The 19,464-nt window shown below is 70.1% G+C and carries 22 protein-coding genes; 10 read left to right on the top strand and 12 right to left on the bottom strand.

Annotation, left to right across the window (positions count from 1 at the left end; genetic code table 11):
* Positions 1 to 9: 9 nt before the first annotated feature.
* Positions 10 to 831 carry a helix-turn-helix domain-containing protein gene (locus tag A3CE_RS0124140; RefSeq protein WP_020642687.1) on the bottom strand — a complete coding sequence of 274 codons (822 nt, stop codon included), beginning with the start codon at positions 829 to 831 and terminating at the stop codon, positions 10 to 12.
* A 109-nt stretch (positions 832 to 940) separates the two neighbouring features.
* Here A3CE_RS0124140 and A3CE_RS0124135 point away from each other — a divergent pair, with 109 nt between their 5' ends.
* Genes A3CE_RS0124135 through A3CE_RS0124120 form a run of 4 tightly spaced genes read left to right on the top strand, consistent with a single transcriptional unit; the run spans position 941 to position 3,118 of the window.
* Positions 941 to 1,270: a hypothetical protein gene (locus tag A3CE_RS0124135; protein WP_125592123.1), complete on the top strand. Its 330-nt coding sequence runs from the start codon at positions 941 to 943 to the stop codon at positions 1,268 to 1,270.
* A gap of 4 nt (positions 1,271 to 1,274) precedes the next feature.
* A complete protein-coding gene (locus A3CE_RS0124130) occupies positions 1,275 to 1,799 on the top strand; it encodes an RNA polymerase sigma factor (RefSeq protein ID WP_020642685.1) in 525 nt (174 codons plus the stop codon).
* The gene (locus tag A3CE_RS0124125; protein WP_020642684.1) at positions 1,792 to 2,676 is read left to right on the top strand and encodes a VOC family protein; all 885 of its coding nucleotides are present in this window, start codon (positions 1,792 to 1,794) and stop codon (positions 2,674 to 2,676) included. The genes A3CE_RS0124130 and A3CE_RS0124125 overlap by 8 nt, the downstream gene beginning before the upstream one ends.
* 46 nt (positions 2,677 to 2,722) lie before the next feature.
* Positions 2,723 to 3,118 (top strand): hypothetical protein, encoded by a 396-nt coding sequence (locus A3CE_RS0124120; RefSeq protein ID WP_020642683.1) that lies wholly within the window; start codon positions 2,723 to 2,725, stop codon positions 3,116 to 3,118.
* On the opposite strand, the gene A3CE_RS0124115 is transcribed toward A3CE_RS0124120, so the two are convergent.
* From A3CE_RS0124115 to A3CE_RS0124105, 3 genes are all read right to left on the bottom strand, one after another.
* Entirely contained in the window at positions 3,115 to 4,881 is a 1,767-nt protein-coding gene (locus A3CE_RS0124115) for a gamma-glutamyltransferase family protein (RefSeq protein ID WP_020642682.1), read from the bottom strand. The genes A3CE_RS0124120 and A3CE_RS0124115 overlap by 4 nt on opposite strands.
* Before the next feature lie 44 nt (positions 4,882 to 4,925).
* The gene (locus tag A3CE_RS0124110) at positions 4,926 to 5,309 is read right to left on the bottom strand and encodes a VOC family protein (protein ID WP_020642681.1); all 384 of its coding nucleotides are present in this window, start codon (positions 5,307 to 5,309) and stop codon (positions 4,926 to 4,928) included.
* 148 nt (positions 5,310 to 5,457) lie between these two features.
* Positions 5,458 to 6,762, bottom strand: coding sequence for a UDP-glucose dehydrogenase family protein (locus tag A3CE_RS0124105; protein ID WP_084641758.1), 1,305 nt, complete (start codon positions 6,760 to 6,762; stop codon positions 5,458 to 5,460).
* 147 nt (positions 6,763 to 6,909) lie between these two features.
* Here A3CE_RS0124105 and A3CE_RS0124100 point away from each other — a divergent pair, with 147 nt between their 5' ends.
* Positions 6,910 to 7,668: an SDR family NAD(P)-dependent oxidoreductase gene (locus A3CE_RS0124100; RefSeq protein ID WP_020642679.1), complete on the top strand. Its 759-nt coding sequence runs from the start codon at positions 6,910 to 6,912 to the stop codon at positions 7,666 to 7,668.
* Positions 7,669 to 7,710: 42 nt separating this feature from the next.
* On the opposite strand, the gene A3CE_RS0124095 is transcribed toward A3CE_RS0124100, so the two are convergent.
* From A3CE_RS0124095 to A3CE_RS0124085, 3 genes are all read right to left on the bottom strand, one after another.
* Positions 7,711 to 8,370, bottom strand: a complete 660-nt coding sequence (locus A3CE_RS0124095; RefSeq protein ID WP_020642678.1) for a class I SAM-dependent methyltransferase — start codon at positions 8,368 to 8,370, stop codon at positions 7,711 to 7,713.
* Positions 8,371 to 8,504: 134 nt separating this feature from the next.
* Complete coding sequence (locus A3CE_RS0124090) at positions 8,505 to 9,137, bottom strand: PadR family transcriptional regulator (RefSeq protein WP_020642677.1); 633 nt, start codon at positions 9,135 to 9,137, stop codon at positions 8,505 to 8,507.
* Positions 9,138 to 9,219: 82 nt separating this feature from the next.
* Positions 9,220 to 10,860, bottom strand: coding sequence for a TM0106 family RecB-like putative nuclease (locus tag A3CE_RS0124085; protein ID WP_043792547.1), 1,641 nt, complete (start codon positions 10,858 to 10,860; stop codon positions 9,220 to 9,222).
* Positions 10,861 to 10,950: 90 nt separating this feature from the next.
* Here A3CE_RS0124085 and A3CE_RS0124080 point away from each other — a divergent pair, with 90 nt between their 5' ends.
* The gene (locus A3CE_RS0124080; protein ID WP_020642675.1) at positions 10,951 to 11,412 is read left to right on the top strand and encodes a DUF6474 family protein; all 462 of its coding nucleotides are present in this window, start codon (positions 10,951 to 10,953) and stop codon (positions 11,410 to 11,412) included.
* A gap of 81 nt (positions 11,413 to 11,493) precedes the next feature.
* On the opposite strand, the gene A3CE_RS0124075 is transcribed toward A3CE_RS0124080, so the two are convergent.
* From A3CE_RS0124075 to A3CE_RS0124060, 4 genes are read right to left on the bottom strand one after another with little or no spacing between them, the layout of a single operon-like run.
* Positions 11,494 to 12,453, bottom strand: a complete 960-nt coding sequence (locus A3CE_RS0124075; RefSeq protein WP_020642674.1) for a glycine betaine ABC transporter substrate-binding protein — start codon at positions 12,451 to 12,453, stop codon at positions 11,494 to 11,496.
* Positions 12,450 to 13,232: an ABC transporter permease gene (locus A3CE_RS0124070; RefSeq protein WP_020642673.1), complete on the bottom strand. Its 783-nt coding sequence runs from the start codon at positions 13,230 to 13,232 to the stop codon at positions 12,450 to 12,452. The genes A3CE_RS0124075 and A3CE_RS0124070 overlap by 4 nt, the downstream gene beginning before the upstream one ends.
* Positions 13,229 to 14,395, bottom strand: coding sequence for an ABC transporter ATP-binding protein (locus tag A3CE_RS0124065; RefSeq protein ID WP_026468804.1), 1,167 nt, complete (start codon positions 14,393 to 14,395; stop codon positions 13,229 to 13,231). The genes A3CE_RS0124070 and A3CE_RS0124065 overlap by 4 nt, the downstream gene beginning before the upstream one ends.
* A complete protein-coding gene (locus A3CE_RS0124060; protein ID WP_020642671.1) occupies positions 14,388 to 15,035 on the bottom strand; it encodes an ABC transporter permease in 648 nt (215 codons plus the stop codon). The genes A3CE_RS0124065 and A3CE_RS0124060 overlap by 8 nt, the downstream gene beginning before the upstream one ends.
* A 306-nt stretch (positions 15,036 to 15,341) precedes the next feature.
* Here A3CE_RS0124060 and A3CE_RS0124055 point away from each other — a divergent pair, with 306 nt between their 5' ends.
* From A3CE_RS0124055 to A3CE_RS0124040, 4 genes are all read left to right on the top strand, one after another.
* The gene (locus tag A3CE_RS0124055; RefSeq protein ID WP_020642670.1) at positions 15,342 to 15,842 is read left to right on the top strand and encodes a hypothetical protein; all 501 of its coding nucleotides are present in this window, start codon (positions 15,342 to 15,344) and stop codon (positions 15,840 to 15,842) included.
* Between the two features lie 72 nt (positions 15,843 to 15,914).
* A complete protein-coding gene (locus A3CE_RS0124050; RefSeq protein ID WP_020642669.1) occupies positions 15,915 to 16,670 on the top strand; it encodes a YcnI family copper-binding membrane protein in 756 nt (251 codons plus the stop codon).
* A 102-nt stretch (positions 16,671 to 16,772) separates the two neighbouring features.
* Positions 16,773 to 17,339: a copper resistance CopC family protein gene (locus tag A3CE_RS0124045; protein ID WP_026468803.1), complete on the top strand. Its 567-nt coding sequence runs from the start codon at positions 16,773 to 16,775 to the stop codon at positions 17,337 to 17,339.
* A 5-nt stretch (positions 17,340 to 17,344) separates the two neighbouring features.
* Entirely contained in the window at positions 17,345 to 18,373 is a 1,029-nt protein-coding gene (locus A3CE_RS0124040) for a copper resistance D family protein (protein ID WP_020642667.1), read from the top strand.
* 185 nt (positions 18,374 to 18,558) lie between these two features.
* Here A3CE_RS0124040 and A3CE_RS0124035 read toward each other — a convergent pair whose 3' ends face one another.
* Positions 18,559 to 19,446, bottom strand: coding sequence for a phosphotransferase (locus tag A3CE_RS0124035; protein WP_020642666.1), 888 nt, complete (start codon positions 19,444 to 19,446; stop codon positions 18,559 to 18,561).
* Positions 19,447 to 19,464 lie beyond the last annotated feature (18 nt).

Here is a 19,464-nt window from a genome sequence, read left to right as displayed (position 1 = left end):
CCCTTCCGTTCAGGTGATCATCCGCTCGACAAGCGCACGAGAGTCGCCATCGTCCAACGCGAGATCGGCGAGATGCTCGAACGTCAGCCTAGCAGCGCTGACCTCGGCCTCCTTTTCGATCTGCAGCGACCCGAAGCCGTATTCGAGGTAAGCGAGATCCGGCTCGGACCGTTCGGGAAACCCGGCGATGATGAAGTTGCTGTAGAGACCGTCGTGCGAGCCGACCTTCTGCGGGATCACCTGAAGCCGGACATTCGGCAGGTGCGAGCGCTCGATCAACTGCCGCAACTGCGCAGCGTCACACGGATTGCGCAGCAAGGCGGTCTCGTCGACGATCGCGTGCAGTTCCAGCGGCCGCTCTTCGGTGAGGCGGTGCTGGCGCCGCAATCGGACCTGCACCCGATTTTCCAGCCGGGGCCCATCAAGCGGGTCACGCGCTCCGGCGAAGGTCTCGCGCATGTAAGCCTCGGTCTGCAGCAGGCCCGGAATGAAGCCGAGCCCGTAAGTCTTGATCCACGAAGCCTCGGCCTCGACGCTCACGAAACCGCGATCGCTCAGCCCGAAGGCGTGCCACCAGCCCTTCTCCTTGGCGTAGTCGAACATCCGCACGTACTCGTCGTAGTCCGAGCTGATGATCCCGTACCGGTCGAGCAGCGCGAGGAAGTCGTTGTAGCCGGGGATGTACCCCTGCTCGATGCGGCTCATCTTCGATGTCGAGAACCGCAGCGGTGTGCCCGCTTCCTCTTGGCTCAGCCCGGCCGCCTCGCGTAGCTTGCGCAAGGTGCGGCCGAGCTGGCGTCGCCGGTAGTTCGGCTTGATCGGCCGATCCATGGTTCACCCCTCGCTGTCGATCAACCACGAATCGTAGGCCGGGCAGTCCGAAACGGGATTCCCGTGTGCAGGCGGCGTCGTGCCGACTTGCGTCGAGAACCTGCAGGTCATGGACAGGTACGGCTATCCCCACGAACTCGAGTACCGGCGTGAGGTCACGCCCGGGGAGCGGGTGCACGAATACACCGAACTCGTCGACGACATGGGGTTCGTCCTGGAGCACCGCAGTGAGCGGTACGAGGGCTGGACCGTCCGGTACGGGACCGCCTGCGCGCACGACTACCTGTCCCGCAAGCGTGCGCGGGCGGGGACCTTTCTCGTCAGCGTCTACCGGCTCTCTCCCGGGCGGCGGGACCACGTTGTCACCATCCGGGTGAACTGGCCGCCGAAAAAACCTGAAGTTCACCCGTCGGAGAAAGCCTCCGCCAGGCGACGATGAGGGTGTGACGGAACCTCGGGTACGACCGGACCCGGCCTTCGCGCTGCTCGAGCTCTACGAGACCGCGCTGCCGGAGGTCTACGGGTACCTGCTGTCCCGGTGCGGTGACCGCACGCTCGCCGAGGAGCTCACTTCCGAGACGTTCCTCGGGGCGGTCGCCGCCTGTCGCAAGGAGTACGCACCTCCAGTGAGCACCGGGTGGCTGATCGGCGTCGCCCGGCACAAGCTCGCCGACCACTGGCGGCGCAAAGAACGTGAGGAACGCGGGCTGCGGCTCGTCCACGACAGCGAGCCGGACGTCCAGGATCCGTGGGACGAGCAGCTCGACGCCCTGCGCGCGAGACAGGTGCTCGAATCCCTCGGGCCGCACCACCGGGCCGCGCTGACCCTGCGGTACGTCGACGGCCTCGGCGTGCCCGAGGTCGCCGGCCACCTGGGGCGCAGCGTGCACGCGACCGAGGCGTTGCTCGTGCGGGCCCGTGCCGCGTTCCGGCGTTCCTACGAAGAGAAGGAGGGTCGCGATGCCTGAGCCTTTCGACGCGCTTCGCCGTCCCTCCGAGCGGGTCGCGCCCGACCCGGACTTCGCCGCCGAACTGCGCGGCGACCTGCGTCGCCTGATCTTGAACGGAGCCGATATGACGACCACCGAAGCCCCTGCGACCCATGCGGAACTGCGTTCGCTTACCCCGTACCTGGCCGTTTCCGATGCCCGTGCCGCGCTCGACTTCTACGTCGAGGTCTTCGGCGCGGTGCGCCGCGGCGACCCGATCCTGATGGACGACGGCCGGATCGGGCACGCGGAGCTGGCCATCGGCGACGCCGTGCTGATGCTCGCCGAGGAGTACCCCGAGATCGGGCACGTGGCACCACGCGAGGGTGGCGCGTCGGTGCGGGTGGAGGTCCCGGACGTCGACACCAGCGTGGCCCGCGCACTGGAACGGGGTGCGACGCTGATCCGCGCGGTGAGCGACTCGCCGTACGGCCGAGGCGGCTCGTTCCGCGATCCGTTCGGCCAGCGCTGGCTGGTGTCCCAGGCGGCGTCCCCGGCCGCGGGCCCGAAGCCGGCGCGACACGGCGAGGCGATGTACTTCACGTTCCAGGTCCCGGAGGCCGAGCCGGCGAAGGCGTTCTACGGCGCGGTCCTGGGCTGGCAGTTCTCCCCGGGTTCGACCACGGACGCGTGGGGATTCTCGGGCCCCGGCCTCGAGGGCGGCCTGTGGGCCGGCGACCGCCAGGTCGGCTGGAAGCTGATGTACGCGGTCGACAACCTCGAAGCGGCACTGGGGCGCGTGCGCGAACAGGGCGGCGAGGCGGGCGAAGTCGAGAACCACCCGTACGGCACGACTGCCGACTGCACCGACAACCAGGGCATCGAGTTCTGGCTCTGGGAGCGGCCCGCGAAGTGACGAATCCCATCCGCCGGGCCGTGCCTTCGGGCGCACACTCGAAGACATGGCCGGGCAATGGGTGCCGCGTGACCAAGACGAGCTGACCGCGGGGTGGCGGTTGTGGCTCGAGCTCGGCTCGTCGGTGTGGCCCCGGCCGGACTGGGACGGCACTCCGGACGAAGCCGTGCGTGGGCTTCAGGAACTGCTTCAAGCCTGCGACGAAGTCCTCGCCGGGTACCTGGCCGCGGGTGGGTCGGCCGAGGCCGAGGTGGCCAGGCTCGTCAGGTCCCTGCACCCGGCCGCCTGCTGGGTCCGGGAGCTGTGGTCGGGCGACACCACGCCCCTCGACGGTGAACGGCTGGCGCTGCTGCACGGCGATCTCGCCGGGTTCGCCGAGCACGCCCTCGGCGTGCGTACCTTGCTCGCCGAGGGCGGTGGCTGGGCGTCGCTGACGCTCTAGCGGCCGGCCGCGTAGCCCTGCATGCCCCGGGCGTTCGCCGCCGCTCGGAGCAGGCCGTCAGAGCGGGAGACCGCCGAGAGCCGGCCCAAAGCCCAGTCGCCCGCGTCGACCACGGCGTGGCCTCGCGCCCGCAGTCCGTCCAAAGTGGACGTTCCGAGGCGTGACTCCACCACCAGCTCGCGCGGAGCCCACGAACGCGGGTAGAAGGAACTCGGGAACGCGTTCGTGTGCCAGGCCGGCGAGTCGATCGACTCCTGGAGGTTCAGGCCGCCGTAGACGTGCGCGAGCCAGAAGCACAGCTGCCACTGGTCCTGCTGGTCACCGCCCGGTGTGCCGAACGCCAGCGCCGGGACGCCGTCGCGCAGGGCCAGCGACGGCGACAGCGTGATGCGCGGGCGCTTGCGCGGGGCCAGGGAGTTCGGCAGGCCCTGCTCCAGCCAGAACATCTGCCCCCGCGAGTCCAGGCAGAAGCCCAGCGAGGGGATCGCCGGGCTCGACTGCAGCCAACCGCCCGACGGCGTCAGCGACACCAGGTTGCCCGCCGCGTCGACGACGTCGAGGTGGACCGTGTCGCCGCGCGTCCGGCCCTGGGGGCCGACCGTCGGCTCGCCCGTCGCGCCGCCTTCCACCTGGACGCCTTGCAGGGAGTCCAGGAGCGCCGGAAGCCGCGCCGGTCCCCGAGCGTCGCCGGGGCGAAGGTCGGGCGACGCCGTATCGGTGATCAGAGCGCGTCGCGCGGCGGTGTACGACGGCGAGAGCAGCACGTCCAAGGGCACGTCGGTGTCGCCGTACCACGCCTCGCGGTCCGCGAAGGCCAGCTTCGCCGCTTCGACCGACAGGTGCACCGTGCGCTCCGACGGCACTCCGTCCACATAAGACAGCTCGTCCCGGAAGCCGTGCAGCAACAGTGCCTGCTGCAGCAGCGCCGGCCCCTGCGTCCAACCGCCCATCTTGACGAGGCGCCAGTCGCCGACGTCGGCGAACGCCGGGTCCTCGTACGACGCCGACCACGACGCCAGGTCGTCGGCGGTCAGCAGGCCCGCGTGGTCGCGGCCGGAGTCGTCGCGGAACGCGGTCCGGCAGAACTCGTCGATCGCCTCCGCGACAAACCCCTGTGACCAGGCACGACGTCCGGCGTCGAGCTGCGCTTCGCGCCCGGTGACGGACTCGGCCTCCCGCAGGAGCCGCTCCCACGTGCCGGCCAGCGCAGGGTTCCGGTGCAGGCCGGACGCGGGCTTGCCGTCCGGCAGCCACAACCCGGCCGACGTCGGCCAGTGCTCGACGAACAGCCGCTCGACCGCGCGGATGGTGTCGCCGACTCGCGACACCAGCGGGACGCCGTTGCGCGCATAGCCGATCGCGTACTTCAGCACTTCGCGAAGCGACTTCGTGCCGTAGTCGCGAAGCAGCAGGAGCCAGCCGTCCCAGGCGCCCGGGACGGTCGCCGGGAGCAGGCCGCTGCCCGGGATCATGGTCAATCCCAGCGAGGCGAAATGCTCGTGCGTGGCCCCCGCGGGCGACGGCCCTTGGCTCGCCAGCGCCCGCGGGGTCGGATCGTCCGCCGTCACGAAAAGGCCGGGCACCTGGCCCGCCGGGCCGCACAGGTGCGGCTCGGCGACCTGCAGGACGAAACCGGCCGCGACCGCCGCGTCGAACGCGTTGCCGCCGTCTTCCAGCACCGCCATCCCGGTGGCCGAAGCCAGCCAGTGCGTCGATGCCACCATCCCGAAGGTGCCGGCGAGCTCCGGCCTCGTCGTGAACATGACCCGATAGTACGCATTGCTAAGGAACTTCTACCAGACAGCGCTTACCAGGACGACGGACGCCGCCGCTCCGGCTCGTACGGCTGCGTGATGATTTCCATCCCGTTCCCGCCGGGATCGAGGAAATAGACGCCACGGCCACCGTGGTTGTGGTTGATTTCGCCGAGCTGCTTTCCCATCGGGTCGGCGTGGTAGGTCACGCCCGTTTCGACGAGCCGCGCGAAGACGGCGTCGAAGTCGTCCTCCGGGATCAGGAAGCAGTAGTGCTGCAGGCGCAGGTCCTCTTCGGGGATGGTCGCGAAGTCCAGCCGGACGCCGTTGCGCGTCTCGACGGGGATGAACGGACCCCATTCCTCCCCGACTTCGAGGCCGAGCAGGTTCGCCAGGAATTCGGCGGATTCCCGGTTGTTCCGGGACGGGACGATCAAATGGTTCAATTCAACGGAAACGGATACTGACACGGTTGAAATGCCTCCGGGGCACTCCCGCCACCTCCATGCCTCACCCAGCCGGTGACCGACACGCGATGCCGTGCCGATCACCTTAGCCAAGATCGACGCGTCAAGCAGTGCTTTTTCAAGCGACCTTGATGCGCGCCGCCGCCCGCGGCCGTCCGACACCCTGCCAGGACAGCCCGGCATCCACGATCACCCGCGGGTCCAGCAGGTTGCGCGTGTCGACGACGTCGATGCCGTCCATCAGCTCGGCCATCGCGGCCCAGTCGAGGTGCTTGAACTCGGCCCACTCGGTCAGCACGACGACGGCGTCCGCGTCCTTCGCGACCTGGTAGGCGTCGTCGACGACGGTCATCCCGGCGATCTCGCCGTCGACGGCCGGGTCGTAGGCGATCAGTTCGGCGCCCAGCGCGCACAGCACCGAGGCCACCGCGAGCGCGGGCGAGTCGCGCAGGTCGTTCGTGCCCGCCTTGAAGGCCAGGCCGAGCACGCCGATCCGGGCGCCCGCCAGCGTCCCGCCGACCGCGCCGGCGATCTTGGCGACGATCCGGTCGCGCTGGGCGATGTTCTCGTCGATGGCCGAGGTCAGCATGCGGAAGTCGTAGTTGACCGACTCGGCGACCTTGACCAGCGCACTGGTGTCCTTCGGCAGGCAAGAGCCGCCCCAGCCGGGGCCGGGCTTGAGGAAGGTCCGGCCGATGCGCCGGTCGTAGCCCATGCCCTCGGTGACGAGGTTGATGTCCGCGCCGAGGCGTTCGCACAGCTCGGCGATCGAGTTGACGTAGGAGAGCTTCAGCGCGAGGTAGCAGTTCGCGGCGTACTTGACCAATTCGGCGCTCGCCGCGTCGGCGACGACGACAGGGGCGTCGAGCTCGGCGTACAGCTCGCCTACCCAGCGCGCGGCCGCGAGTTCGTCGGAACCGACGACGATCCGGTCGGGGCCGAGGAAGTCCGCGACCGCGGTGCCTTCGCGGAGGAACTCGGGGTTCGACACCACCGGCACGTCGGTCCGGCCGACCATCTCCTGGATCCGCTTCGACGTGCCGACGGGCACGGTCGACTTGGTGACCAGCGCGCAGCCGGTGGGCAGGACGTCGCCGATTTCGGCGGCCACGGCCTCGACCGCGCGCAGGTCCGCGGAGCCGCCGGCCCCCATCGGCGTCGGCACGCAGAGGAACACTGCCTGCGCGGTGCGGACCGCGTCCCGCGCGCCGACGACGAACTGCAGGCGCCCGGCCGCGATCCCGCGGGTGACCAGATCGGCCAAGCCCGGTTCGAGGATGTCGACGCGGCCGGCCGCCAAGCGGGAGACCTTCGCGCGGTCGACGTCCACGCAGGTGACGTAATGCCCCAGACTGGCCAGGCAGGCCCCCGTGGTCAAGCCGACGTAACCGGTTCCTACCACCACGATCCGAGCTGGCGTCATAGTGCTGAAGGTGACAGCCCGAGTTGACCACGACGCTAACGGAAACAGTCGCCCCCGAGAGCGGTGAGCGAAGACACGAACCACACCGATGCGAACGAGCGTTAACCTAAGCCCGGATCCAGCGCAGTAGTCCGAAGGGAACGGCACATGCAGATCACCGACACCGCGGCGCTCGTCACCGGGGGCGCGTCCGGCCTCGGCGGGGCGACGGCGAAGGCCCTCGCGGCCAAGGGCGCGCGGGTGTTCGCGCTCGACCTGGCGTCGTCGATCGAGAAGGCCGAGCAGGTCGACGGCATCACCTACGTCGAGGCCGACGTCACCGACGTCGAGCAGGTCGAGGCCGCCGTCGCGACCGCCGCGGGCTCCGGCGTGCCGCTGCGGACCGTGGTGAACTGCGCCGGCATCGGGCCGTCCGCGCGGATCCTGTCCAAGAAGGGCCGGCACGACCTCGCGCTGTACGCGAAGGTCATCCAGATCAACCTCGTCGGGACGTTCACCGTGCTGACGATCGCGTCCGAGGCGATCGCCAAGACCGAGCCCCTCGAAGACGACGCCCGCGGCGTCATCATCAACACCGCCTCCATCGCGGCGTTCGACGGCCAGATCGGGCAGGTCGCCTACTCGTCGTCCAAGGGTGGCGTCGTCGGCATGACGCTCCCCGCGGCCCGCGACCTGGCGTCGCACGGCATCCGCGTGCTGACCATCGCGCCCGGCATCGTCGACACGCCGATGCTCGCCACGGTCAGCGACGAGTTCCGCGCGGCGCTCGCCGCCGGCATCCCGTTCCCGAAGCGCCTCGCGCGCCCGGACGAGTACGCGCAGCTCGCGCTGTCGCTCATCGACCACGACTACCTGAACGGCGAGGTCATCCGCATGGACGGCTCGCTGCGGATGGCCCCGCGCTGACGCCGAGGGCGGCACTTTCACGAGAAAGTGCCGCCCCTGCGATCAGCGGGTGAGGCGGACCTCCAAGCCGATGCCGTCGGTGGTGACCGAGCAGCCGCCGAACACGCTTTCCGCAGCCAGTGCCTCGAACTGCGCGGGGGTGAACGCGCGGCGCCGCAGCCACCCCAGCGTCTGCCGGACGGTGAAGCCGCTGACCGCGCCGAGGTTCATCCCGGCGACGTCACGCTGGATGTCCGCGCCGGTGGCTTCGTGGTTGAGGTCTTGGATCACCGCGAACCCGCCGGGCCGCAGCACCCGGTGCATCTCGTTCAGTGCCGCCACCGGCTGCCGGAAGTTCTTGAACGCGGCCTGGCAGACCAGGAAGTCGAACGACTCGGCCGCGAACGGCGCGTTGGTCACGTCTCCCTGCCGGAAGCCGACGTCCACCCCGGCTTTGCGCGCCTCTTCGAGGGCGATCTCCACCATCGTGTGGCTGATGTCGAGCCCGGTGACGCGGAAGCCGAGCTTCGCCAGTTCCACCGCGAAGAAGCCGGGGCCGGGCGCGACCTCCAGGATCTCGGCGCCGTCGGCCAGCCCGGCGGTCACTTCGGCCGCTTGCCGCCGGTACTGCGCGAGCTGAGCCTCCGTGCCCCGGTTCTTGGCGTACCAGCGGGCCTGGAAACCCTCCATCTCGGGCACTTTGTGCTTGCGGGTCGTCTCCATGGATCTCTCCTCTTCGGTTGAGCCGAACCGAAGAGCGCACCCGGTTTATCCTTGCGGTGCCACCTCGTGGCCGGGCGTGCTCGGTTCGGGGTCGAGGACCCCGGGCGGTGTGCCAGCACCACCCGGGGTCCGTGCTATTTCTCTTCCACGAGCTCCCCGAAGTCGTCGGGGAGCTCGCCGGTCTCGTACCAGCGCCGCCAGGCCTCCACGCCCGGCATGGCGCCGCTGGTCAGTTCGCCGAGGAAGCCGCACACCCAGCGCGCCTCGGCCTCCGTCATGGCGATGTCGTACTCGACCTCGATCAGGAACATCCGCGGCATCAGCGGACGCAGCTGGTCGAGCAGGGCACGCTGCGTTTCGGCCCGCTCGTCGAGCTGCCCCGCGCGCTGCCGCAGCAAGCTGATCGTCTGGTCCGGGCCGAGGATCCCCATCATCGACAGCCCGGACCGGAACCGCGGGGGTTCCGGGTCGACCGTCCCGACGAGCTCGCGGACCCAGTCCTCGAACTCCTCGCGCCCGGCCTGGGTGATCCGGTAGACGGTCCGCTCGGGCCGTCCGCCGTCCTTCACGCTCTCGATGGCCTCGACGAAGCCGTATTTCTCGAGATTGGCGACGACGGTGTAGAGCGAACCCCACTTGATCGGCATGTCGGTGTCCTTGCCGCGCTCCTTGAGCACAGCCGCCATCTCGTACGGGTGCATGGGGCGTTCCAGCACGACGGACAGCACGGCCAGGCCGAGCAGGTTGCCGACCTTCCGCCGTTTCATCCCAGCTCCTCGTCTACGAGTACTCGTAGACGAGTATTACTCAAGAAACGTCACCAGGCAAGTGTCTTAGCCGGTGAACTACTCAGAGATCGAACATGTACGGGACTTCGGCCTGGGCTCGCGCGCTGATCCACTCGCGCAACGCCCGGGTCGCGAGGACGTCGTCCTCGTTGTAGCGCAGCAGCCGTTCGCGCTGGTCGTCGTCCGGCTTCTCGCCGTCCATGCCCACGGCGTCGCGGTACCAGCGCATCGACGCCTCGCCGCCCGCCTCGGGGTCGCGCCACGAGAACCCGGCCACCGGCGCGATCACCTTCAGGCCCTTGCCGTGGGAGCACAGGAACTGGTCGGAGACGCTGCGGAAGAGGTCCACCCACTGTTCCGAGTCCACAAAGGACTGGACTTCCTTCTTGGCCGGAACACCCGGGTGGTCGCCGAAGCGCTCGACGGAGCCGAAGAGCCAGCGGTTCTCGGCCAGCGCGTTGTAGCAGTAGGCACGGAAGGTGAGCCCCGCCGCTTCGGTGCGCTCGCGGACGTCGGTGAGCCAGGCCCAGAACTCGGCGAAGGACCGGGCCTCGTCGTCCGTGGGCAACGGGTCCCACGTCGCGAAGGCGCGGTAGCCGTGCGGGACGCCGATGTCGGCGCCGCTGAGCAGGCAGCCCCAGAGGTACGCGCCGGCGTCGCCGAAGCTCTCCATGTCGACGTCGACCTCGACGTCGGCGCGCGGCACGTCGACCGCCTCGACGCGGCGCACGAGCGTCAGGTCGGCCAGCCAGGCCCTGGCGAGCACGACCGCGTCCGGGAAGGTGACGCCCGTCCAGTTCACCGCCGGTGCCTCACCCGCCAGGTCGAGCGCCGCCAGTTTGTCCACAGTGGACACTCCGGCGCGGCGCAGCTCCACCGCGTCCTCGCCGCGGACGACGAGGCTGACGTCTCGGGTCTCGGTGAGCACGACCTCGCACGTCGGCCACCACGGGCAGCGACGGCACTCCAGCACGCGCGACGGCTCCGCGAGGGGCTCCTCGCCGTTCGCGGCCGCCGCGGCGATGGCGAGCCGGTCGGCGAACCGGACCTGGTACTCGGTGAGCGCGTTGCGCCCGCCCGGCCAGGTGCCCGCGGTGAGGTCGTGCCAGACGACGACGTCGGCGTCGAGGCCGATCACGCCGCCGAGCGCGAGGCTCTCGTCGGCCTGCCCGCGCGTCTGCAGCATGCGGCGGATGTGCACGAGCCGGAGCTGGTCACGCGGTTGCGAGCGGACCTTGCGGCCTTCGTCGGCCGCGCGGTGCGCCGGGTCGAGGTCGGTCAGCTCGGTGACGATCGCGCCGGCACCGCGGTCGGTGATGCGGTGGCGCACGACGAGCACCGGGACGTACCCGCGGCCGGTGCGGACGAGCAGGTCGATGCCGCCACGCCGGTGCCCGGCCGGATCGACCGGCAGCAACGCGCCCCAGATGTAGCGCGCTCCGTCGGCGAAGGCCTGCAGCGTCTGCTCGACGCGCTCGTGGGCGGCCAGGTCGCGGCCGATCTTGACCCAGTGGTCAGGGTTGGCCGCCATCAGCCGGGTGACGATGTCCTCGCGGTGGGCGGTGGCGTCGTCGATCCGCTGCTGCGCGGTGGGGTCGGGCGGGGAAAGCGGGACCTCGCGCATGGTGGGGTCGTGTTCGAGGTGCACGCGGCGGCGGCAGCGGCTGACCGCTCCCGCGTCGAGTACCACCTCGGTGTTCATGGAGATCACTCTAGATTCCCACCGCCGAGCCGACATGCCCGCCACCCGGGCGACCAGTAAGTTCGACCTCGACACGTCGCAGGAGGTGCCATGGCGCGCAAGGCCAAGGTCGAGGGTGAAGCCAGGTTCACCCCTAAGAGGGCGAAGAACGCGGTCGCGGTGGCGAAGGTGATCGGCCCGGCGGTGATCCCGGTGGTCGCGCCGCTCGCGGTCCGCGCGGCGGGCGTCGCACGGGAGGCGTACGACCGCCACCAAGCGCGCAAGCTGGGGGTTTCGGTCGACCGGCTGGGCGAGTACACCGGCCGGGGCGCGGCGCTGCACGCCCGGATCGCGGGGCTGGCCGAGGGCTGCCAGGACCTGCAGAAGTCGGAGAAGGCCTCGAAGGCCGACACGGAGTTCGTGCAGGGCGCGCTGGGGACGTTGGAACAGCTGTCGGCCTCGGTCCGCGCGGCGGAGCGGATGCCGACGGCCCGGCGGAAGTCGGTGCACCGGGCGGTGGCCGGCGAGCTGGAGCGGCTCGAGGGTCAGCTGCTGCACCGGCTGGGGATCTGAGCGCAGCCCCCGGGGCCGCCACTTTCACGTGAAAGTGGCGGCCCCGGGGCGTAGCTTTCACGTGAAAGCGGCGGGTCTGGGCTACTGGACGAAGCCCTTCTTGACCATCCAGTCGTGGGCCACCTTGCCCGCGTCCTGGCCGTCGACGTCGACCTGTTTGCAGAGCTGCACCATCTGCTCGTTGTCGATCGCCGCGCTGATCTTCTCCAGCGGGCCGCGGACCTCCGGGTGCTGCTTCAGCCACTCCGTGCGCAGCGTCGCCACCGCGTTGTACTGGGGGAACGCTTTCTTGTCGTCCTCCAGCACCCGCAGGTTGAGCCCCGAAATGCGGCCGTCGGTCGTGAACACCTCGCCCACCGGGCAGGTTCCGCTCGCCACCGCCGAATAGATCGTGCCGATGCCGAAGTTCTTCACCGTCGGTTTCTGGAAGCCGTACGCCTTGACCGCGGCCGGGAAGCCGTCCTGGCGGCTGGTGAACTCCGTCTCCAGGCAGAACACCGCCTGGTCCGGCTTCTGCTTGATGAACGCCGCCAGATCGGACGTCGTCTTCAGGTTGTTCTGCGCGCCGTACGCCTCCGTGACGGCGAACGCGTACTGGTCGTTCAGCGGCGAATAGTTCAGCCAGGTGACGCCGAACTTCTCCTCGTCCGCCTTGGCCGTCGCCTCGTACTGGGCCTTCTCGCCGCCCGGCACCGGGAGCTCGTTGCCCTGGTAGTTGATCCAGCCCGTGCCCGTGTACTCCCACGTGACGTCCGTCTGGCCGGACAGCAGCGCCTGGCGCGACGAGTTCGACCCCTTGATGTCGGACAGGTCGACGACGTCCGCGCCGGCCGCCGTCAGGCCCATCTCGGCCATGTACGCCAGGATGATGTTCTCGGTGAAGTCCTTCGACCCCACCGTGACCTTCAGCCCCTGCAGGGACGGGATCGGCTGGATCGAGCCCGGCCGGATGTCGTACGGCACCGCCTGGTTGACGGTCAGCCCGCAGGACGAAAGTGTCACGCCCAGCAGCGCCACGACGAACAGTCGCCGGAGTTTCATCGCAGCCCCTTCGGTCCGAAGAACTGTTCGGCGACCGCGCCCACCCAGTCCACCAGCAGCGCCAGCGCGACCGCCAGCACCGAGCCGGTGACCAGCACCGGCGTCAGGTTCAGCTTGTAGCCGGTGTCGATGAGCAGCCCGAACCCGCCGGCGTTGACGAACATGCCGAACGTCGCCGTGCCGACCGCCAGCACCAGCGACGTGCGCAGGCCGGCCAGGATCAGCGGGACGGCCAGCGGCAGCTCGACCCGCCACAGCACCGCGGTCGCCGACATCCCGATGCCGCGGCCCGCGTCGATCAGGGCCGGATCGACCTGCTGGATGCCGACCATCGTGTTCCGCAGCACCGGCAGCAGCGAGTAGAACGCCAGCGGCAGCGCCGCCACCCAGATCCCGCCGGTCGCGCCGGTGACGATGAACCACAGCACCAGCACGCCCAGCGCGGGCGCGGCCTGGCCGATGTTCGCGATGGCCAGGAAGATCGGGGCCAGGAAGCGCGCCCACGGCCGCGTCACGATCACCCCGAGCGGCACCGCGACCAGCACGACGATCGCCGTCACCACGAGCGTCATCAGCAGGTGGTCCCACAGCGCCGTGAACAGGGTGGGCGCGTTGAGCGTTTCCTTCTCCGTCGCGTTCAGCCCGCTGGAGAACACCGAAACCAGCGTCACCGCGACGATCACCAGCACGACGACGGGCTGGGCGAACAGCCGGACGCGTTCCGCGCGTTTCGAGCCGGACTCGGTGCTGAAGCCGGTGTCGACGGCGACCGTCGTCATGCGGACACCTCTTCGCCGTTCGTGTGCTCGTCCCGCAGCTGCTGGATGGTCGCGATCACGGTGTCCAGCTGGATGGTGCCCGCGTACTCGCCGCGTGCGCCGGTGACCGGCACCGAGCCGCCCTCTGCGAGCATCGCCTCGAGCGCGTCCTGCAGCGTCGACTGCAGGCTGACGACGTCGCGCAACGGCCTGCCCAGGTTGGCCAGCGAAGTCGCCGAAGTGAGCTCGCGCGCGTGCACCCACCGCGTCGGACGGCGGCGCGCGTCCAGCACGAGCGCGAAGTGCCTGCTCGACTTGTCGAGCTTCTCGCGGACCGAAGCCGGCGTCTCGTCGACGGTCACGGTGAGCGCGTCCTGCTGGAGTTCGACGTCCCGGACGCGCAGCAACGTCAGCTGCTTCAGCGACGCGCCCGCACCCACGAACCCCGCGACCGTGTCGTCGGCCGGGTTCGCCAGGATCGCTTCGGGCGTGTCGTACTGCAGGATCGACGACTGGTTGCCGAGCACCGCGATCTTGTCGCCGAGCTTCACGGCCTCGTCGAAGTCGTGCGTGACGAAGACGATCGTCTTCTTCAGCTCGCTCTGCAGCCGCAGCAGCTCGTCCTGGAGGTTGCCGCGGGTGATCGGGTCGACCGCACCGAACGGCTCGTCCATCAGCAGCACCGGCGGGTCCGCGGCGAGCGCCCGCGCCACCCCGACGCGCTGCTGCTGCCCGCCGGAGAGCTGGCGCGGGAAGCGGTCGCGGAAGTCGGCCGGGTCGAGCCCGACCAGGTCCATCATCTCCTCGACCCGGTCGTTGACCTTCTTCTTGTCCCAGCCGAGCAGCCCCGGCACCACCGCGATGTTCTGCGCGACGGTGAAGTGCGGGAACAGCCCGGCCTGCTGGATGGCGTAGCCGATGCGCCGGCGCAGGGTGTCGACCTCGAGCTTCAGCGCGTCCTCGCCACCGATGGTGATCCGGCCGGACGTCGGCTCGATCAGCCGGTTGATCATCCGCATCGTCGTCGTCTTGCCACAGCCCGACGGGCCGACGAAGACCACGATCTTGCCGGCGGGCACGACCATGGAGAAGTCGTCGACCGCCGCTTCACGGGTGCCGGGGTACCGCTTGGTCACGTGCTCCAGCTCGATCTCGACGCCGGAGACTTCCTCGTTCTCAGCCACGGACACCCCTAGAGATGGTGAAGCGCTTGATCAGGACGTAGACGCCGTCGAGGAGCAGGGCGAGGATGACGACCCCGACCGTGCCGGTGACGGCTTGGTTGAGGGAGTTCGTGCTCCCCGCGTTCGTGAGCCCGGAGAAGACCTCGGCGCCGAAGCCGGGTCCCTTCGCGTAGGCGGCGATCACCGCGATGCCCATCAGCATCTGGGTGGCCACGCGCATGCCGGTGAGGATCGCCGGCCAGGCCAGCCGCAGCTCGACGCGAGTGAGCACGCCGAAGCGGCTCATCCCGATGCCGCGCGCGGCATCGGTGATCGCCGGGTCGACGCCGTCGAGCCCGACGATGGTGTTCCGGACGATCGGCAGCAGGCCGTACAGCACCAGCGCGACCACGGCCGTCGTCGGACCGAGCCCGGAGATCGGGATCAGCAGCCCCAGGAGGGCGAACGACGGAACCGTCAGGATCGTGCTGGCCAGCGCCGTGGCCACCGCCGAACCGATCGGGCTGCGGTACACCGCGACCCCGATCAGCACGCCGAGGACCGCCGCGAGGATGGTGCACTGCACCACCATGCTGGTGTGCAAATAAGCCTCTAGCCACAACTTGCTCGCCCGGTCCGAGATGTACTCGAAGAGATTCATCCGTGTCCGCACTCCCGCCCGCGTCCAGTCGAGGCTCACCCGAACGGGCTAGCTCCTGACCGACGGCTCAGTACCCACCGCGCGCCCGAGCCAAACCCCCACTTCGGCCTCGTGATTCCGACCACCGTTCCGTATCCCGTGGTGATCGGCAACAAAAGCGCTGAACCGGTTCGGTAAGAAAGCCGTGAACTTGGTGTGTGCTCACTCGACGGGATCCCGCGAACACGCGCGGGCGCGTCGCTTAGGCTGCTCGTCATGAGCACTCCCGGCCGGCGACCCGCCGTGCTGGGTGCTACCCGCGGCGCATTGCTCGCCGTGAGCGCCGGGGCGCTCTCCGTCACCGCGCACCGGCTCGCCGACGGCGGGCTGCCGGATCCGGCGATGACCGTGCTGCTCACCGGCCTCTTCGGCTGGACCGCGACCGCGCTCGCCCGCAAGGCCCGCGGGCCGCTCGCCACGATCACCCTGCTGGGAGCCGCCCAGCTGGTGATGCACCTGCTGCTCACCACGCTCGCCGGCCACCACGCGCACGACATGGACGCGGCGCCCGGCACCACCGGGCTCGGCATGATCGCCGCGCACGCGAGCGCGACGGTGCTGACCGCGCTCCTGCTCTCCCGCGCGGACACGATGCTCCTCACAGTGCTGGCCGTGCTGCGCGCGATCCTGCCGCGGCTGCTGACCCCGCTGCCGGTGCCGTCCGCGGCAGCCACCCTCGTCCCGGCCCGTGTGCACGGCCCGGACCACCTCGTCGGCGTCGACCTGCGCCGGATCCGCGGGCGGCGCGGCCCGCCCGTCCACTCCTGAAACCCAGCTTCTCCCCCAAACAGCGGACCCCCGAGTCCGCTGCCCTTTCTTGAGTTCATCAGGAGTGAACCCATGTCCCAGCACGTCTTCAAGCGCGCCGGCGTTCTTGCCGCCACCATCGGTGTCGCCGGTCTCCTCGGCGCGGGCGTCGCGTCCGCGCACGTCACGGCCAACGTCTACGGCCCGCAGCCCACGAAGGGCGGCTACGCGGCGATCGTGTTCCGCGTCCCGAGCGAGGAGCCGAACACCATGACCACCAAGGTGGCCGTCGACTTCAAGGCCGACTACGGCATCGGCAGCGTGCGGACCAAGCCACTGCCCGGCTGGACCGCCGAGGTGACCAAGTCCAAGCTGCCTGCCCCGATCACCAAGGACAACGGCACGAAGATCACCGAGGCCGTCACGGCGGTGACCTGGACCGCGCAGCCGGGCAACGAGCTGAAGGCCACCGACTACCAGGAGTTCTCGGTGAGCTTCGGCCCGCTGCCGACCAACGTGGACGAGGTCGAGTTCCCGGCGCACCAGACCTACAGCGACGGCAAGGTCGTCGACTGGAACCAGCCGACGCCGGCGAGCGGCCAGGAGCCGGAGCACCCGGCACCGACCGTCAAGCTGGCCGCGAAGGTCGAGGGCGACGGCGATGGCGACCACGCCGCAATGGCCGCGACGACCGGGGAGCACACTGAAGCCGCCGCGGCGACGTCCGACACCACGGCCCGCTGGCTCGGCGGGGCCGGCCTGCTCGTCGGCGCGATCGGCCTCGGCGTCGGGGCCGGCGCGACCATCCGGGCCCGCAAGGCCACGGCCAAGTCGGGAGGCAACAGCTAGATGCGCGGTGTGCCTATCGTTACCAATCCGACCGGCAGTCACGGCGGAAACCCTCGCCTGGCGCGGATCGGCTGCGGACCGTGTCCGCCTGCTTTCGGCCGGATTGGTAAGGCGCTCGTCGCGCTCGCACTGACGGTGGTGGCCGTGCTCGGCACGGCCACCCCGGCGCTGGCGCACAACGTGCTGATCTCCTCGGACCCGGCGAACGGCGCTTCCGTCGCCGCCGGGCCACCGAAGATCGGCCTGACGTTCGACCAGTACGTGCAGGGCGCCGACGTCAACCAGATCGCGGTGACCGGACCCGGCGGCGGCCAGTGGGCCGAAGGGCCGATCACCGTGGTGAACAACGTCATCAGCGCGCCCCTGCGGCCGCTCGGACCGGCCGGGAAGTACACCGTCGGCTACCGGGTGCTGTCCGCGGACGGCCACCCGGTGACCGGTGAGCTCACCTTCACCCTGACGACGGCGGGCACCGGCACACCGGCGACCGTCGACGCGGCCCGGTCGCCGGGCGGCTCGTCGCAGGCGTCGTCGCAGGCGTCGTCGACCGGCGTGCCGATCTGGGTGTGGATCGCCGGCGCCGTCGTGCTGCTGGCGATCGGGCTGACCGTGGCCCTGCGAGCGGGCGGGCAGCCCAGTCGAGAAAATACCGTGGAGAAGAAGCAGTAACTCAGATGACCCAAGCCGAGACCACCGTCAAACCCCGCTACTCGACGCTGCTGTGTGCCGTGACGGCGGGACTGCTCGGCGCCCTCATCGGCGTCGCGCTCACCGCCACCGCCCCGGTCCCCGGCGTGGTGCAGCCCGGTGCGGTGGTCTCGGCCGGCATCCCGGTCGTTCGGGTCCTGCTCGACCTCGCCGCGGTCACGACCATCGGCCTGGCACTGCTGTCGGTGCTCATCGGCTACGACCGGCCGAAGCTCACCGAGCCGATCATGCGGCTGGCCCGCCCGGCCGGCGTCGCGGCCGCGCTCGTCTGGGCCACGGCCGCCGTCGTCGCGCTGATCCTGCAGACCGCGGAGTACAAGCCCGGCTCGTCGACGCTCTCGCCGTCCGACATCGGCCGGTACATCGCCGACGTCGGCGCCGGGAAGGCGCTCGTCATCGTCGCCGTGCTCGCGCTCGTCCACGCCGGGATCGGCGCGCTCGCGCTGCGGTTCGGCGAGAAGGTGCCCGCCGAGGTCCGCGTCGGCCTCGGCCTGTTCGCGCTGCTGCCGCTGCCGGTCACCGGGCACGCGTCGAACTGGAACTACCACGACTACACGATGATCTCGATGGAGCTGCACGTGATGAGCGCCGTCGCCTGGACCGGCGGCCTCGGCGCGATGACCGTGCTCCTCGTGGCGAACCGGACACTGCTGGCGCACGCGCTGCCCCGGTTCTCGAAGCTCGCGACGCTCTGCCTGGCCTTCTCCGCGGCGACCGGGCTGTTCAACGGCCTGGTCGAGGTCTCCCTCAACCCGACGATCGGCTTCTGGGCGGCGATCTTCACGACGCCGTATGGCCGGTTGCTCATCCTCAAGGCCTTGTGCACCGGCGTCATCGCGCTCCTCGGCGCCCACGTCCGCTGGCGGCTGATGCCGCAGATCGTCCGCCACAACCGGACGGCGCTCGCCTCATGGGCGACCCTCGAGCTGACCGTGATGGGCTTGGCGTTCGGCTTCGCCGTCGCGCTCACGCGGGCGCCGGTCGTCGCCTCCTGAGCCCGGATCACGGCGAGTAGCTGCAAGTTGCGCATTGGCCTGACTGCTGCCCCATTGGAGGCGACCTGCCGGGCTGAACTTTCTACCCAGAGCAGGCCGCACTTCAGAAGCGACGAACGGTCATTTGCGGTCGGCGAATGCACGTGCAGATTGTGGTACTGATCACACGAAGTGACAGTCTCGGCCTAACGGTAACGCGTCCATCTGGCGTCGATACGGGCGTTCCGAAGATCGTCCAACCGGCGGAAGAGCTCAGGCCGCACCTGCGGGCGGCTGCGCAGGATCGGCAGCACGCTGGTCGTCAGCTTGAGTTCGCGGATACTTCTGAGCACGGAAAACCCGGGCCAGGACGTCACGTCGAAGCCGTACTCCGCGGCGAACGTCCGGTAGTGCACCGGCGGGTCACCGAACCGCTCGCGGCCGACGGCCAGCGGCGTCAGGTCCCATTCCGGCGGGCCGACGCACGACGAGTCGAAGTCGCAGAGCACCGGTCCGTCCGGGCCGGGGATGACGTTGCCGGGGTACGCGTCGCCGTGCACCAAGCCCCTGGGCAGCGGAAACTCCAGCTCGGCCAGCGCCGCCTCGAGCTCGGCGCAGCGGTCGAGCAGGAACTCCCGATCGGTGTCGCTGATCTCCTCGGCGTCGGACACCCTGGCCCGTACCGCGGCGAACGGCGCCCACTCGGCGAGGCCGTCCGGCGCGGGCAGCGCGTGCACCTGCCGCAGGAGCCGGGCCAGGTCGGCGGACGTCGCCGCCCGGCCGATGCTCGGCACCCGGTGCCACACGGTCACCAGGTGCCCGCCGACCGACAGCGGCTGGTCGATCCCTTCGAGCAGCCGGATCGCCGGGACGCCGTGGCGTTCGAAGTGCCGAGCGACGCGCACGACGGTGCTGACGCGGTGCCGCAGCCGCGTCGAGCCGACGATCCGTACCACGAAAGGGGCCGTGACCAGCGCGTACACCGCGTTGTTCGTGAACCTCAGCAGCCGCGCGCCCGCAGGGTCGACACCCAGCAGCGCACAGGTCTCGGCCAGCACGCCGCGCAGTTTCCCGGAGGTGAACCGGCCGTCCAAAACCGCGCCGGCGCCTTC

It is taken from the genome of Amycolatopsis balhimycina FH 1894, from assembly GCF_000384295.1.
Taxonomy (GTDB): domain Bacteria; phylum Actinomycetota; class Actinomycetes; order Mycobacteriales; family Pseudonocardiaceae; genus Amycolatopsis; species Amycolatopsis balhimycina.
This window is presented reverse-complemented; position numbering and strand designations above follow the sequence as displayed.